The organism is Amycolatopsis sp. NPDC114484 (genome assembly GCF_055633755.1).
This window is the reverse complement of record NZ_JBVKDQ010000001.1, coordinates 304,826-320,256: the sequence shown is the minus strand read 5'-3', so window position 1 is coordinate 320,256 and position 15,431 is coordinate 304,826. Positions and strand designations below refer to the sequence as shown.

Genomic DNA, 15,431 nt, shown 5'->3' with positions numbered 1-15,431 from the left:
AGCGTCGAATATGTGACGCGAAGCAGGGTCGCGATGTTGCTGGCTATGGGGATCGACAACTTCGGTTCCGGACTTTTCCTTCCGCTCGCACTGGTTTACGTGACGCGGGTGATCGGAATCCCGCTCGTCGAAGCGGGCACGGCAGTCACTTTGGGCACCACGGCAGGGCTTCTCATGCCGCCGCTGGCCGGTCGGCTGGTGGACCGCGCCGGGCCGAGAGCCGGAGTTCTTGCGGCGCAACTGTTGCAGGCTGCCGGAACCGGCGCGTACTTGTTCGCGCACGGCATCGGCGGCGTTGTGGTGGCCGCCATACTTCTTGGTGCCGGGCAACAATTGTTCTACAGCTGCCTGTTCGCGCTCATCTCCGAAGTCGCCGGAGACGTGCCGAAGGACCGGCCGTTCGCCGAAGTCGGAATGGTGCGCGCGGGCGGATTCGGGCTTGGCGGGTTGATGTCGTCGGCGTTGCTGACCTGGTTCGGCGACAGCGGCTACAACGTCGCGCTCGTTGTGGACGTGCTGACGTTCCTGGCCGCGGCGGGCCTCGTCGCGATGTTCATCCCGCCCGGACGCCGGTTCGCGCCCGTGGCCCGCGTGAGAAGCGGGGTGCTGCGCAACCGCCCGTACCTGACGTTGATCCTCTTGAGCGGCCTGTTCGGGCTGTCGCTCGACTTCTTCCTCATCGGCACCCCGGTCTTCGTGCTCGACCGGCTGCACGCGCCGACCTGGCTGCCGGGCGCGATCCTGTTCCTGCTGACCGTCCTGACCAGTGCCGGTGGCACGGTCGCGCTGCGGCTCACCCGGGGTCTCAGCCGAATCAGCGCGATGCGGGCCGGGTCCGCGCTGTTCGCGGCGTGGTGCCTGACGAGCGTCGGCGTGCTGCTGGTGCCGCGTAGCTGGCAGGTGCCCTATCTGCTGGCCGCCACGCTCGTGTTCGCCGCCGGTGACCTGGTGTTCGGCCCGCGCTCCGGCGCGCTCGCCGAGGCCGCCGCGCCGCCCGAAGCCAAGGGCCGTTACCTCGCCGCGTTCCAATACGCGTTCACTGTGGCTCAGGTACTGGCTCCTGCGATCGTGTCGTTGTTTTCCGTGGCGGCATGGTTACCCTGGGTTCTGGTCGGGGGTTGCGCTTGCCTCGCGGCGCTCGGGCTCGGCAGGCTGGGACCGAGGCTGCCCGCGGCCGCGGTGGCACCAATTCAGAGTTGAGCGGAACAGACTCAACTTTGCTGACGTTATACCTGTCGATGGGCCTTGGTCGGGCCTGTCACCAGGTATTTCCACGAACGCATGAGGTGAGGGATGGACGCTTTCAACCCGACCACGAAGACCCAGCAGGCGATCTCGTCCGCGGCGCAGGCGGCCACCGTGGCCGGCAACCCGCACGTGTCGGCCGCCCATTTGCTGGGCGCCCTGCTGGCGCAGGGTGACGGGACCACCGCGCCGCTGCTGACCGCGGTCGGGGCGGACCCGGAGACCGTGCACAAGGAGCTCGAGCCGATCATCAACGGGCTGCCGTCGGCGACCGGCGCGACCGTGTCGACGCCGCAGTTCGACACGCCCGCGGTCAAGTCGCTCACGCAGGCGCAGAAGCTCGCCACCGAACTGGGTGACGAGTACGTGTCGACCGAGCATCTGCTCGTCGGGCTCGCCACTGAAGGCGCCCAGGTCGCGGACCTGCTCAAGCGGCACGGTGCCACGCCGGACGCGCTGCGCGAGGCGTTCGCGAAGGTGCGCGGGTCGGCCCGGATCACCAGCGCGGATCCCGAAAGCACGTTCAAGGCGCTGGAGAAATACGGCGTCGACCTGACCGAGCGCGCCCGCGCGGGCGAACTCGACCCGGTCATCGGGCGGGACACCGAGATCCGCCGCGTGGTGCAGGTGCTTTCCCGGCGTACCAAGAACAACCCGGTGCTGATCGGCGAACCGGGCGTCGGCAAGACGGCGATCGTCGAGGGGCTCGCCCAGCGGATCGTCGCGGGCGACGTGCCGGAATCGTTGCGCGGCAAGCGAGTTGTCGCACTCGACCTCGGGTCGATGGTGGCCGGCGCGAAGTTCCGCGGCGAGTTCGAAGAGCGGTTGAAGGCAGTCCTGAAGGAGATCACCGACTCCGCGGGCGAGGTCATCACGTTCATCGACGAGCTGCACACCATCGTCGGCGCGGGCGCGACCGGCGAGGGCGCGATGGACGCGGGCAACATGATCAAGCCGATGCTCGCCCGCGGCGAGTTGCGGATGGTCGGCGCGACCACGCTCGACGAGTACCGCCAGCACATCGAGAAGGACCCGGCGCTGGAGCGCCGTTTCCAGCAGGTTCTGGTCGGCGAGCCGTCGCCGGAGGACACCATCGCGATCCTGCGCGGGCTGAAGGAGCGGTACGAGGTGCACCACGGGGTCCGGATCACGGACGCCGCGCTGGTCGCCGCCGCGACGCTGTCGGACCGCTACATCACCGCGCGGTTCCTGCCGGACAAGGCGATCGACCTCGTTGACGAGGCCGCGTCGAAGATCCGCATGGAGATCGACTCGCGTCCGGTGGAGATCGACGAGGTCGAGCGGGCCGTGCGGCGCATGGAGATCGAGGAGATGGCGCTGTCCAAAGAGGACGACGCGGCTTCTCTCGAACGGCTGACCGCTCTTCGTGCCGAACTGGCCGAGAAGCGCGAGGAACTCACCGCGCTGACCGCCCGTTGGCAGAACGAGAAGGGCTCGATCGAGACCGTCCGTGAGCTGAAGGAGCAACTGGAGCAACTGCGCGGCGAATCGGAACGCGCCGAGCGCGACGGCGACCTGGGCAAAGCCGCCGAGCTGCGTTATGGCCGGATTCCGGTGCTGGAGAAGGAGTTCGAGGCCGCGATGGCCGCGAACGAGGCCAGCAAGCAGAACGTCATGCTGAAGGAAGAGGTGGGCGCGGACGACGTCGCCGACGTGGTCAGCGCGTGGACCGGCATCCCCGCCGGGCGTCTGCTGGAAGGCGAGACGGGCAAGCTGCTCCGGATGGAGGAGGAGCTGAACCGCCGCGTCATCGGCCAGGACCAGGCAGTCCAGGTCGTCTCCGACGCGGTGCGCCGGGCACGGGCAGGAGTTGCCGACCCGGACCGGCCGACCGGCTCGTTCCTGTTCCTCGGCCCGACCGGTGTCGGCAAGACCGAGCTGGCGAAGGCGCTGGCGGAGTTCCTGTTCGACGACGAGCGCGCGATGCAGCGCATCGACATGAGCGAGTACTCCGAGAAGCACTCGGTGGCCCGCCTGGTCGGTGCTCCCCCGGGTTACGTCGGCTACGACCAGGGCGGCCAGTTGACCGAGGCCGTCCGGCGCCGCCCGTACACGGTGGTGCTGCTGGACGAGGTCGAAAAGGCGCACCCGGACGTGTTCGACGTGCTCCTGCAGGTCCTCGACGACGGCAGGCTGACCGACGGCCAGGGCCGGACGGTGGACTTCCGCAACACCATCCTGATCCTGACGTCGAACCTCGGCTCGCAAGCGATCGCCGACCCGTCGCTCGACGAACGCCAACGCCGCGACGCGGTGATGGAGGTCGTACAACGGCAGTTCAAGCCGGAGTTCCTGAACCGGTTGGACGACATCGTGGTGTTCCACGCGCTCGGCACCGAGCAGCTGACGTCCATTGTGGACATCCAGGTCGCGCGGCTCGCGAAGCGCCTCGCTCAGCGGCGGTTGCACCTGGAGGTCACCGACGGTGCCCGGGAATGGCTGGCTTTGAACGGCTTCGACCCGATCTACGGGGCGCGTCCGTTGCGGCGGTTGGTGCAGTCGGCGATCGGGGACCAGCTGGCGAAGCAGCTGCTGTCCGGAGAGGTCCGGGACGGGGACACCGTGCGGGTGGACCTGCCGGAGCTGGAGACCGGTGACACGCTGAAGGTGTCGAGGGTCTGATAGCGGTTGGTGAAGGCCTCCTTGCGGAGTTTCCGCGGGGAGGCCTTCACTGCATCTTGCCGAGGTCGGCGGTCCAGACTCGGACTACGAAGTCGTCTTGTCGCGCTTCCACGGCGTGGCCATCCCGTACCGGGCGAAGGTCGTCCCACGGCACCAAGCCCGGAGTTTCGTCGTTGAGAAACTCCTCGGCGATGGCGGCCAAGGGGACGTCGCGCTCGACCCGCGCCCCGAAGGGCAATTCATCGCTCGGCCGCGAGGTGGTCGAGCATCTCAGCTGCCCGGCTTGCCGGTCGTGCCAGACATAGAACGTCACGGGCCCCTCGTAATCCAGCGAAAGGATCCGCCCGCGCAGGATCGAGGCGCACTCCTCGAACGCGGCAACGATCGCTTCAGCCGATACCGGACCGGGTTCCTCGTCCGGCATCGAGAGCGACCAGGTGTTCTCCCGGTCCTCGAGGTTTCTCGCGGCCGGGTCGACGAGCAACGGCTCGTCCGCGACCTCGCGGATCCATCTCAGCAGCACCGCGTCACCCTGGCAGAACACCGGTCAAACAAAAAACCGCCCGATCGCTGAAGCGCGACCGGGCGGTTCCCGTGTCTCAGGAGGTGGCGTCTTCGCCGCGCTCCGATTCCACCGGCCGAGGCGGCGGAACCTCGCCCCTGCCCGGCGGGGTCCGCGGCGCGGGCGGCGAAGGCTGCCGCTCCGTCATCCGCGTGTCCGCCGGAGAAGGAGCCGTCGTCTCCACCGACCGGGTGTCGACCGGTCGTGTCGCCTGGGTGTCCGCCGGTGACGGAGCGCTGGTCGGCGGCGCGACCGGAGTGCCCGCGGAAGGCGTCCAAGTGCGGTTCGAGTCGTAATCCTCGTCGAACGGATCCACGATGTCGGCGATCTCGCCCAGGTCCCGCAGCAACCGCTCAAGCCGCGACGGTCCGGCCCCCGGCACCACGCTCGCCAGCACCCACTCGTTCTCCAGCCAAGCCACGCCGACGTCGCCGCCCAGCTGGTCGGCCGCGTCGACCAGGTCCTGGGTGATGACCTGGCGCGCGCCCTCCGAGTCGTCCGCGAAGGCGTAGCGCTGGCCGATCGGGCCGAGCATCTCCGGCATGTTCTCGCGCTGGAACGGCACGCTCGACAGCCACATCTCGACCGGCACCCGGTGCGTCTTGTTGCAGCGCACGGCCACGACCACCGCGGGCACCTGGCCCTGGGACTCGATGTCGAAGATGAACACCGGACGGCGGCCGTCGGAGGTGAAGGTGGAGCCCGCGACGACGTTCACCGCCGCGTCCGCGCCGAAGTAGCCGATCGCGCCCCCCGACCACTGCCGGGGCAGCCGTTCGTCCTCTTCCACGAACTGCCACCCGCGCAACTGGGCCCAGCGCTGCCGCTCACGGTTGCGCGAGCCTTCCCTGGCCCGGTCCGCGAAGAGCAGGCCGAGCCCCGCCACCAGCGCGACGGCGGCGATGACGAACCAGATCCACGCCGAGATACCCACGCCGGTCAGGGTATCGCTGCCGAGCCCTCCTACCCGGGCGGCGGCACCGTGTCGGCGCGCCCCGTTTGGCCGGAACCGTCCAGGTCGCGTCGACATATCGGCTAATCGCCTGGCTCGGGTGTCCATTGCGGACGGGTTCCCGCTGACCGGACGGCCCGCTGCGCCTATCCAGCGATCGCGGCGGACATCTCGGACAAGCTCCTTGCCGGACCGCTCCACCGGCGAGTAGAGGTCGTTCGACACCTCTTTCCCGCCGCCGCCGACAGCAGGAAGGACACCGCATGTCCCTCTCGAGAAGATCGGTACTCACCGGGGCCGCGGCGGCGCTCGGAACGCTCGCGCTCCCCGGGGCCGCGGCGGCGAGCACCGCGCGCGACTGGTCCCGCGCCGTCATCGACTCCACCATGAAGCGCTACACCCCGGCGTCCATCGGCGGCTGGAGCTACCCGCTCGGCCTCTACTTCTACGGCCAGTACCTCTTCTACCGGCGCACCAGGCAACGCCAACACCTCGACTACATCGTCGCCTGGTACGACCGGTTCATCACCGACGACGGCATCTCCAACAGCTTCAGCAGCCTCGACTCGATGCGCGCCTGTCAGATGCTTCCGTTGCTGTACAACGAAACCGGCAACGCCAAGTACCGCAAAGCCGCCGACCAGCTGCGCAAACGCTTCGAGACCTACCCGCGCACGAGCGACGGCGGCATGTGGCACGCGGTCAGCCGTCAGCACCAGCTGTGGGGCGACGGGGTGTACATGGCGCAGCCGTTCCTCGCGTTGTACGGCAAGGTTTTCAATGATCCGGCGTACTGCTACGAGGAAGCCGCCAAGAACCTCTCCGTCTACTTCGGACACCTCAAGGAGCCCGCGAAGGGCCTGATCTACCACGCCTACGACGAAAGCGGCACCCAGCCGTGGGCGACCGGCCCCGGCAAGCACTCCAGCTTCCACTGGGCCCGCGCGATCGGCTGGTTCGGGATGGCGGCGATCGACATCCTCGAGGTGCTGCCCGCCGACCATCCGCGACGGGCGGAGCTGGTCGGGATCGTCCAGTTCCTCGCGGAGGGGTATCGCCGGTTCCAGGATCCGCGGAGCGGCCGGTGGTATCAGGTGGTCGATCACGGCGGGGACGCCGGGAACTGGCTGGAGACGTCCGCGTCGTCGATGTATGCGTTTACCGTTTCCCGGGGGGTTGAGCGGGGGTATCTGCCTGGTTCTTATGCCTCGGTCGCGCAGCGCGGGTATGCGGGAGTGTTGCAGAAGGTGTCTGTTGGGGCGGATGGGCTGACGAATCTTGCCGATATTTGCGAGGGGACGAATGTTGGGGATCTGGAGTTTTACTTTGGGCGGAAGCGGTTGACGAATGACTTCCATGGGTTGGGGGCGTTTTTGATCATGAATGAGCAGTTTGTTCGGTAGCACTGCTCGTCGCCTGGCGGCGACATTGCGCCTCGATCGTGCGCGGGGCACCCCGAAGCTGATTGTGCTGGGAGGCTTCGTATCGGGGTGCGGGGTGGGGGCTGGCTGCTTGGTTTCGTTGGGTGCGCTGGTGCCGGTTATAAGTCCGTGAGGGGAACCCTGGGGGAATCTGCGTCCGTCAGGGTTCCCCTCACGGACTTATGACTCGCCGGTTGGGTTGGCGGGTTTGGCTAGGGGGCCTGGCGACCAGATTCCGGAGTGCGTCACCGACTGCTGATGCAGTGCTGCTGAAGCCGGAAGCGCGTTCGAGACCTCGGGGGTCACCTCGTACAACGTGCCCCAGTCCCGGTCGACGTCGCCTTCCAAATACGTCGGCAGCGCCTGCATCTGGGTGGCCACGTTCATCCACACGAACGACCCGCCGCCCGCCGGTGAGGACCAGTACTTGCCGACTGTGCGCAGATCGTCGCCCGCGCTGATCCGGTATTTCGGCACCTCGGCGATTCCGTTGTGGATCGACGACGGGCGCAGGCACGGGTGCTGCGCGGCGGCGGCCCATTCCAGGAACACCGGGTCCTGCCCGACGACCTCGGTCATTTTCGCGATCTTCGGTGCCCGCGGTGCGCTGAACGCGACCCAGCCGTCGCTGCCGAGGCCGCGGCCCTTCGCCACGATTCGCACCTGGTCGGCGCCCTCGGGGACGCTGACCCGCGCGTCGCGCCAGTTGGTGTCCTTCTTCTTCGCGTCGAGTTGCTCGCGGCTGAGCACCTGGAACCCGGCGGGGGTGTTCTTGCCGAATTCGGCGGTCAGCGAGTTCGGGTCGTCGGCCTTGCCCGCGAGGGCGACCACGATCGGCACCGAGCCGTCGCGGGCCCGTTCCGGGATCGAGTACCACTGGGTGCGCAGGTCGCCCGCACCGTCGCCGGACTTGTGGTAGCTGCCCCAGATCGGTGCGTTGCCCTTGCCGAACTGGTACGGCGGGTTCCAGCTGTCGGCGTTCTCGGTCGGCAGTCCGCCGTTGGTGACGAAGCCCTTCTGGATGCTGGTCAGCCAGTCCTTCGGGGTGGTCCCGCGATCGGCGCCGGCGGGCACTGCCCAGCCGGGTGCGGCGTTCTGCGGCTGTTGCGGCTCGGCTTCCAGCAGTCCGGCCTTCGGGTCGCGCTCGACCTTGATGTAGTCGGACAGTCCGCAGCTTTGCCCGGCCAGCTGGCGGATGTTGTCGGCCCCCATGTTGTAGGTGTCCCAGCGCTTTTGGATGCCCTTCGCGATGCTGCCGATCTCGAACAGCACCAGAATCGCGCACACCGTCGACAGCGGCGCGAGCCCGAGCCGCAGCGCCCGGCCGCGGTTTTCCAGGTCGGACTTCGCCACCGGCGCGGGCGGGACGAACGGTTCGTGCTCGTTGTGCTTCATGTGCTCGATCGCCGCGATCGCCAGCGCGACCGCCGCCGCCACGAGCGCCATCGTGCTCAGCTTGATGCCGAATACCTGCGGAGGCAGGTCGAACCACGGCACGCCCCAGGCCGAGACGTACCACCAGGCGTTCGGCCCGGTGGAGGCCAGCGCGACGATCACCATCAGCCCGGCGAAGAACGCCGCGCGGTTGCGGCGCGACAGCAACACGGTCGTACTCGTCGACAACGCGGTGAGCGCGGCGAGCGGACCGCCGACCGCGACCAGCATGCCGAAGTGGTGCGTGTGCTTGGTCGGAGCCACTGCCAAGACCACAAAGGACAGTGCGCTGATGCCGAGCAGCCGACGGCTCGGACCGAGCGCGGCGCCGCGGATGTTCCCGCGCCGCAGCAGCACGACCGCGCAGGTCGCCAGGCACAGGAAGATCAACAGCACCGGGAACCGGCGCGTCATGGAGCCGTCCGGGCCGTTGCTGAACAGCATCGAGTACCGGTCGAGCTCGTCGTACCAGGAACCGGTCGGCCCGAGCGAGGACCGCAGCCGCACCGATTCCAGTGCGCCGCGCAGGGTCTGGTCGCAGAAGATCAGTGCGAGGATCACCAGCCCGGCGGCGGCGATCGGCGCGAGCACCGGCACCCAGCCGAACTGGCGGGCGTGCCGCAGCACGATCTTCGCCAGCGGCTTCAGCCCGACCACGAACGGCAGCACGGCCATCAGCCCGTGCGGGTTGACCGAGACACACAGCGCCGCGACGGTCAGCCCGATCGCCGCCGGGCCCAGCCGCCGGGTCGCCACCGCGCGTTCGACACAGCAGATCGAGATCAGCGACAGCAGCGCGACCAGGTTTTCCGGGCGCAGGCCGTTGTCGTAGGGCAGCCAGAAGGCGAGGAAGACCGCGCCCGCCGCCCAACCGGCCGCACTGCTGATCCGCACCTGCCTGCCGAGCCGCGGCAGCACGCCGCGGCTGATCAGCATCCAGCAGGCGACACCCATCAACAGCGACGGCAGCCGCATCCACGGCGTGAGCGAACTGACCTTGGCCATCGCCGCGTAGACATCGACGAACCACGCCATCGGCGCGTCCGGCGCGGCGAACCATCGGTAGTACTCGCCGATGTAGCCGGCGTCGCCGCGGACGCGCGCCATGGTCGTGAAGTAGCCGTCGTCGGCGGTCATCGCGCCGATCAGCCACCAGACGACGAGCGTGCCGAGCACGGCTATGTCGAGGAATTTCAGCTTCCACCAGCCGCGCGCGGCCAGCCGGGGCGCGCGTCGGCCGGAGAGCCGGTCCAGGCGGTACAGCGCGAGCACCGCGCCGATGAAGCAGAGCACCGACAGCACGATGGCGGCCAGCTTGATGCCGGTCGCGGTGCTGGCCCAGCGGTTGTCGACCTGCGCGGAGACCGAGAGGCCGTGCGTGTCGTCTGAGTTGGTGAGGTCCGAGTAGAAACCGGTGACCTGCGGTCGGTGGTCGTCGGTGACGTCGGCGATCCGGTCCCCGCCGACGGACGCCGTGGTGCGCTTCGCGTCGGTGTGCACGGTGATCGTGCAATCGCCCTCGCCGACCGGGGCCGAGCCGAGCTGCTGGCCCTGTGAGGAGAGCGTGAGCTGGCCGTTTCCGACCTGCAGGGCCATCCCGGTGACGACGCCGATGCCGGAGTTCGGCGGGTTGGTGCTGAACAGCACGGCGCTGCCGTCGGTGCGCGCGTCGAGCGCCCGCGCGGTCGTGCACGGGACCTTCGCGTCGAGCGAGATCGGCGCCTGCGCGGTCAGCGGGGCGGTCACGGCTCTGGTGCCCTGGGCGGTCGGCCAGTCGAGGGTGGTTTGTTCGAGCGTGACGGGCAGGAACGGGACCGCGATCGCGAGGATCGCGCCGGCGATTCCGAAAACCGCAGCGAGCAACCGCGCCCGACGCCCGGCTTGGCTCTTGCCGATAGCTGTCGGAGACGCCGATTCGGCGGCAACGGATTCGAGGTCGACCACGCCCCGCAGGCTATCCAAGCGGATGCGGGCCTCCCGCTGGGGACTCTCCCGGGGGCGGCCCCACCTGGTCGAGACGGGATTCCCGCCGAAAATAACCACGGTGGGTAAAGGAAACCCGGCCTTGCTTACGGCGAACGGGTGACATCGAGCAGGTCAGGGCCACGAGTCCGCGGGCCGGTTTCACGATCCGGAAACGGTCCGGACTCGGTTGCCGAAAGCGGACTCGGCGAGTCGATGAACTCAGCCGGGCGAGAAAGTGAACGGCGGCCCGGAAACTGTCCATCCGTTGTCGATGACCGGATTTCCCAGCACCTCGGCGCCCACGTGCTGGCTCCGGGTAACCGGAACACCCAGGGTAGAAGAGGTGCTCGCCCGCGCCGCCGCGATGTCCGCGGCCGACAGTTCCCCGTGGAACCGGTCCGTGCGCTCGGCGGTCGACTGGCTTGTCGCGGCCAGCGTGTGAACCGGGCCGAGGTCGCCGGACACACTGTGCCGCTCGGTCGACTCCAGCCGCGTCACGTCGAGCTTGCCGGTGAACTGGCCGAGCACGCTTTCGTCCGAGTTCGCGACCACCGAGCCCGCCGGGCCGAGGTCGACGGCGTCCGCGGAGGTGCGTTCGACGCGGGTGCCGCTCATCAGATCGCCGGAGAACCGGCCGGCCAGCCCGGTCTCGGCGCCGGTCTTGCTGCTGGAGAGCGCGTCGACGCCGTGGGGCAGCTGGACGCCGTGCCGCATCGACTGGTCCAGACCGGCTACGTGCGCCCCGTCGAAGGGCCGCGTGTGGTGCACGCCGAGGTCGTTGCCGGTGAGCGCGCGGCCCGGCTCGCCGAGACGCAGGTCGTGGGTCTGGGACTGGCCCGCGGCGTTCGGGTCGAGCGTCTGGTGCAGGTTCGACGCGGCGGACACCGGCAGGTCGTGCGTGGCGATCGTCTCGTCACGGGTGCCTTGAAGGTCACTGGAGGAACTGTGCTGGTGAAGGTCGAGCGGCAGTTCCCCGCGCGGGGTGTCCGCCAGCGCCGCAGCCGGGCCGGCGAGCAACAGAGCGAGGGGCGCCGCACCGGCGGCCATCCGGGGCAGATATCCGGGCGTCCGCTTGGTGTGCTTGCCCATGCGCCGGACCATACTGCGCCACCAGGGCGAACGCAGCTGAAAAACGGGTAGCTTCACCCACATGACCACCACATCTGTCATCACCGGAGCCACCGCGGGCATCGGTGCGGAATTCGCGCGCCGGCTCGCCGCCGAGAAACACGACCTCGTCCTGGTCGCGAGGGATGAGGAACGGCTGAACGCGCTGGCCGAGCAGCTGCGCGCGCGGCACGGCGTCGAGGTCGCCGTGCTGTCCGCCGATCTGTCCGAAGTGGACGGCCGCGAGCGGGTCGCGGAACTGCTCGAAACCCAGCCGGTCGACCTGCTGGTCAACAACGCCGGTTTCGGGCTGAGCGGCGAGTTCTGGGAGATCCCGGCCGAGGATCTGCAGCGCCAGCTCGACGTGAACGTGACCGCCGTGCTGCAGCTGACCCGGGCGGCGCTGCCGGGCATGGTCGAGCGCGAGCAAGGTGCGGTAATTAATGTCAGCAGTGTCGCTGGGTTCTTTTCTGGGCGCGGCTCGACGTATACCGCCAGCAAGAACTGGGTCACGTCGTTCACCGAGGGCATCGCGATGTCGCTGCCGAAGGGCGTGCGGATGATGGCGCTGTGCCCCGGCTTCACCTACACCGAGTTCCACGAGCGCGCCGGTCTGCGGCGGGAGGGGCCGAAAGCCCTCTGGCTCGACGTGGCCCAGGTCGTCGACGAGGCCCTCGCTGACCTGCGCCGCGGCAAGGTGATTTCGGTGCCGAGCCTGCAGTACAAGGCTCTGGTCGGGATCGGCGGACTGCTGCCGAGGCCGGTGCTGCGCAAGCTCGCCGGCGGGTTCGGCAACCGTCGCCGCACCTGAGGGGTAGGGCCAGCCCCACCCCGTCCCGGAGAGCTTGCCCCAGGGTGTTTTCCCCCGTAGGCCGATAGCGTTTTCCCCATGGCGACTGGGGAAGCGGTGCGGCTCGAATCCGTCCGCAAGGAATACGGCCGGGTCACGGCACTGGACGGGGTGAGCCTGTCGTTCCCGCGCGGCGGCTTCACCGCGGTGATGGGCCCGTCGGGCTCGGGCAAGAGCACGTTCCTGCACTGCGCGGCCGGACTCGACCGGCCGACCAGCGGTTCGGTGCTGCTCGACGATCAGGAACTGGGCAAACTCTCCGAAACCCAGCTGACGAAGCTGCGCCGGGACAAGATCGGGTTCGTCTTCCAGGCGTTCAACCTGCTGCCCGCGCTGACTGTCGAGCAGAACGTCGTGCTGCCGCTGCGGCTGGCCGGGCGCCGCGCGGACCGCGGCCGCGTCGCCGAGATGCTCGGGCACGTCGGGCTGAGCGACCGGCGCAAGCACCTGCCGGGTCAGCTTTCCGGCGGCCAGCAGCAGCGGGTGGCGATCGCTCGCGCGCTGGTCAGCCGTCCGGCGGTGCTGTTCGCCGACGAGCCGACCGGCGCGCTCGACACCCGTACCGCGGGCGAAATCCTTGGCCTGCTGTCGGAATCGGTGCGCGGCGGGCTGACCGTCGTGATGGTGACGCACGATCCTGTCGCGGCCTCCTATGCCGACCGGGTTGTCTTCCTCGCCGACGGTCGCGTGGCCGGCGAGCTGCACCGGCCGACCGCGACGGCGGTCGCGGAACGCATGACCCACCTCGGCGCCTGGGCCGACCGGATGCCGGTGGGTGGCTTCTGATGTTCAGTCTTGCCTTGCGCACCTTGCGTTTCCGCACTGGCGGGTTCGTCGCCGCGTTCGTGGCCGCGTTCCTCGGCGCGGTGATCGTGTCCGCCTGCGCCGGTCTGATGGAGACCGGGATCCGCTCCGCGACGCCGCCGCACCGGCTGGCCTGGGCGTCGGCTGTCGTTGCCGGACAACAGGATTTCGAGCTGCAGAAGCGTTCCGACAAGCCTAAGACGCAGTCGGTCGCGCTTTCGGAGCGGGTCCGGCTGGACAGCGCGCTCGCGGAGAAGATCCGTGCGACGCCCGGAGTGTCCACTGTGGTCGGTGAGGTGAATTTCCCGGTATCGCTGGGGAAGCAGCCGCTGACTGCACACGGATGGGAGTCGGCTCGGCTTCCCGGCCCCGCGCCGCGGGCCGACGAAGTGGTGCTGCCCGCCGCTAGCGGAGTGTCGGCCGGAACGACCGTCGACCTCGCCGTGCAGGGGGCGATTCGCCACTACCGCGTCGCTCGGACCAGCGACCGGGCGGACGTCTTCTTCGCCGACGCGGTCGCCGACCAGTTCTCCGGGCACCCCGGCGAGGTCGACTATTTCGGTGTCGTCACTGACAATCCGGCGGCTTTGCGGCTCGGTTCAGGTGTTTCCGTGCTGACTGGGGATGAGCGCGGACTCGCCGAATTCCCGGAGGCGCAGGCGAGCGGCGGTCGGTTGATCCCGCTCTCCGGCGTCGCGGGCGGACTGTCCATTTCGGTCGCGGTGTTCGTCATCGCGAGCACGCTGATGCTGTCGGTACGGCAGCGGCAGCGGGAATTGGCTCTGCTGCGCGCGATCGGCACGACGCCGCGGCAGTTGCGTCGCATGGTTCTCGGCGAGGCACTGGTCATCGGCGTGCTCGCCACCGGAGTCGCGGCCGCGCTGGGTCCGGTTTTCGGCCGGTGGCTGTTCGGGCAATTCACGTCGGGCGGGTTCATCTCGCCCGCCGTGCAGTTCCATCAGGGCTGGATCCCGATGCTCATCGCGGCGGGTGCGACGCTGCTCGCCGTCGGGATTTCCGCGCTGGTAGCCGGATTCCGGGTCGGCCGCATCCGGCCGACCGAAGCGCTCGCGGAGGCGTCCGTCCCGCGCCGCTGGCTGACTCCGCTGCGGCTGATCGTGGCCATCCTGTGCTTCGGCGGCGGTACCGCGCTGGGCATCGTCACGCTCGCGGTGATGACGGGACCCATCGCGGCGAGCACCGCGGGTCCGGCGGTGATGCTGTGGGCGATCGGCGTCGCGATGATCAGCCCGGGCGTCACGAAGCTGACCGCGATCCTGTTGCAGGGCCCGATGCGCCTGTTCAGCGGCGTCACCGGCTGGCTGGCGATCGCGAACACGCGCAACGCGGCCACCCGGGTGGCCGGCGCGGTCACGCCGATCATGCTCGCCGTCGGCATCGCGACCGCCAACATCTACCTGCAGACCACGACCACCGCCGCTTCCGCGCAGGCCTTCGCCGAAGACCTCCGCGCCGACGCGGTCGTCGCGGGCCCCACCGGAATTTCTCCCGAGGCTCTCGACCGCGTCCGGCACGCGGACGGCGTCGCGGCGGTCTCGTCGTACGTCACCAGCCGCGCGTTCATCACCGCGCCGTTCGACGAGAACCAGACCAAGAAGGGCTACCCGGCGCTCGGTCTCACCGACGCGACGACCAACGCGGCCACGGTCGTGCAAGGCGATCTCGCCGACCTCAAAGGCGACACGGTCGCGTTGCCCGACGCCGCCGAAGTCTCCCGATCCGTCGGCGATTCCGTCACGCTCCGTCTCGGCGACGGGACCGACCGGACCCTTCGCGTCGTCGCGATCGTGCGTCAGCGAGACGGTGCCGAACAGCTTCTCCTGCCCGCCGACCTGCTCGCCGCGCACACCGCCGCCGGTCTCCCCCGGCAGGTGCTCGTCCGCGCCGCCCCCGGCGTCGACCAGGCCCGGCTGACCCAGAGCCTGACCGCCGCGACCGCCGGTCTCCCGGTGTCCGTCGGCGACCGGAGCACGCTGGCCGCCGCGAGCGCCAAGAGCGACGAGACCGGCGCGTGGGTGAACTACCTGCTGGTCGGCATGATCGTCGGCTACACGGTGATCTCCGTGGTGAATACCTTGGTCATGGCCACTTCGGGCCGGCGGCGGGAATTCGGCCTGCAGCGGCTCGGCGGTTTCACCCGCGGCCAGGTGCTGCGGATGGCCGCGGGCGAAGGCGGCCTGATCGCGGCGATCGGAATCCTGCTGGGCACCGTGGTGTCGGCGGGCGCGATCGTGCCGTTCTGCCTCGTGGCGACCGGACGGGTGCTGCCGGACGGGCCGCTGTCGATCTACCTGGTGATCATCGCGACCGCGATCGCGCTCGCCTTGGTCGCCGCTGTCCTGCCGGCTTGGGTGGCGACCCGGACGCGTCCGGTGACAGCCGTCGCGACCGGGGAGTGACGCGCGGAAGTTGTCGGTGGCGTGTGTA

Annotated in this window: 9 protein-coding genes and 1 pseudogene; 6 read left to right on the top strand and 4 right to left on the bottom strand. The window is 69.2% G+C overall.

Going from position 1 to position 15,431, the window contains the following annotated elements; genetic code table 11:
- Nucleotides 1-12: 12 nt before the first annotated feature.
- Together ACZ7SW_RS01595 and clpB are read left to right on the top strand one after the other, a co-directional pair.
- Entirely contained in the window at nucleotides 13-1,200 is a 1,188-nt protein-coding gene (locus ACZ7SW_RS01595; protein ID WP_470228491.1) for an MFS transporter, read from the top strand.
- A 93-nt stretch (nucleotides 1,201-1,293) separates the two neighbouring features.
- Entirely contained in the window at nucleotides 1,294-3,888 is a 2,595-nt protein-coding gene (gene clpB, locus ACZ7SW_RS01590; RefSeq protein WP_470228490.1) for an ATP-dependent chaperone ClpB, read from the top strand.
- Nucleotides 3,889-3,934: 46 nt separating this feature from the next.
- Here clpB and ACZ7SW_RS01585 read toward each other — a convergent pair whose 3' ends face one another.
- Nucleotides 3,935-4,411 carry a hypothetical protein gene (locus ACZ7SW_RS01585; RefSeq protein ID WP_470228489.1) on the bottom strand — a complete coding sequence of 159 codons (477 nt, stop codon included), beginning with the start codon at nucleotides 4,409-4,411 and terminating at the stop codon, nucleotides 3,935-3,937.
- Between the two features lie 283 nt (nucleotides 4,412-4,694).
- A pseudogene (locus ACZ7SW_RS01580) lies at nucleotides 4,695-5,384 on the bottom strand (hypothetical protein); the annotation flags it as partial.
- Nucleotides 5,385-5,665: 281 nt separating this feature from the next.
- On the opposite strand from ACZ7SW_RS01580, the gene ACZ7SW_RS01575 reads away from it, so the two are divergent.
- Nucleotides 5,666-6,805 (top strand): glycoside hydrolase family 88/105 protein, encoded by a 1,140-nt coding sequence (locus ACZ7SW_RS01575; RefSeq protein ID WP_470228488.1) that lies wholly within the window; start codon nucleotides 5,666-5,668, stop codon nucleotides 6,803-6,805.
- 198 nt (nucleotides 6,806-7,003) lie between these two features.
- Here the strand turns inward: ACZ7SW_RS01575 and ACZ7SW_RS01570 are convergent, their stop codons facing one another.
- Both ACZ7SW_RS01570 and ACZ7SW_RS01565 read right to left on the bottom strand, forming a co-directional pair.
- Nucleotides 7,004-10,201 carry an arabinosyltransferase domain-containing protein gene (locus ACZ7SW_RS01570; RefSeq protein ID WP_470228487.1) on the bottom strand — a complete coding sequence of 1,066 codons (3,198 nt, stop codon included), beginning with the start codon at nucleotides 10,199-10,201 and terminating at the stop codon, nucleotides 7,004-7,006.
- Between the two features lie 240 nt (nucleotides 10,202-10,441).
- A complete protein-coding gene (locus ACZ7SW_RS01565) occupies nucleotides 10,442-11,311 on the bottom strand; it encodes a hypothetical protein (protein WP_470228486.1) in 870 nt (289 codons plus the stop codon).
- Between the two features lie 61 nt (nucleotides 11,312-11,372).
- Here ACZ7SW_RS01565 and ACZ7SW_RS01560 point away from each other — a divergent pair, with 61 nt between their 5' ends.
- From ACZ7SW_RS01560 to ACZ7SW_RS01550, 3 genes are all read left to right on the top strand, one after another.
- Nucleotides 11,373-12,140: an SDR family NAD(P)-dependent oxidoreductase gene (locus tag ACZ7SW_RS01560; RefSeq protein ID WP_470228485.1), complete on the top strand. Its 768-nt coding sequence runs from the start codon at nucleotides 11,373-11,375 to the stop codon at nucleotides 12,138-12,140.
- Nucleotides 12,141-12,218: 78 nt separating this feature from the next.
- Nucleotides 12,219-12,965 carry an ABC transporter ATP-binding protein gene (locus tag ACZ7SW_RS01555; protein ID WP_470228484.1) on the top strand — a complete coding sequence of 249 codons (747 nt, stop codon included), beginning with the start codon at nucleotides 12,219-12,221 and terminating at the stop codon, nucleotides 12,963-12,965.
- Nucleotides 12,965-15,403, top strand: a complete 2,439-nt coding sequence (locus tag ACZ7SW_RS01550) for an ABC transporter permease (protein ID WP_470228483.1) — start codon at nucleotides 12,965-12,967, stop codon at nucleotides 15,401-15,403. The genes ACZ7SW_RS01555 and ACZ7SW_RS01550 overlap by 1 nt, the downstream gene beginning before the upstream one ends.
- Nucleotides 15,404-15,431 lie beyond the last annotated feature (28 nt).

What these genes read in the sequence shown, in the direction of transcription:
- clpB (WP_470228490.1), top strand. Translation starts at nt 1,294, where the DNA reads ATGGACGCTTTCAACCCGACCACGAAGACCCAGCAGGCGATCTCGTCC.
- ACZ7SW_RS01575 (WP_470228488.1), top strand. Translation starts at nt 5,666, where the DNA reads ATGTCCCTCTCGAGAAGATCGGTACTCACCGGGGCCGCGGCGGCGCTC.
- ACZ7SW_RS01565 (WP_470228486.1), bottom strand. Translation starts at nt 11,311, where the DNA reads ATGGGCAAGCACACCAAGCGGACGCCCGGATATCTGCCCCGGATGGCC.
- ACZ7SW_RS01560 (WP_470228485.1), top strand. Translation starts at nt 11,373, where the DNA reads ATGACCACCACATCTGTCATCACCGGAGCCACCGCGGGCATCGGTGCG.
- ACZ7SW_RS01555 (WP_470228484.1), top strand. Translation starts at nt 12,219, where the DNA reads ATGGCGACTGGGGAAGCGGTGCGGCTCGAATCCGTCCGCAAGGAATAC.
- ACZ7SW_RS01550 (WP_470228483.1), top strand. Translation starts at nt 12,965, where the DNA reads ATGTTCAGTCTTGCCTTGCGCACCTTGCGTTTCCGCACTGGCGGGTTC.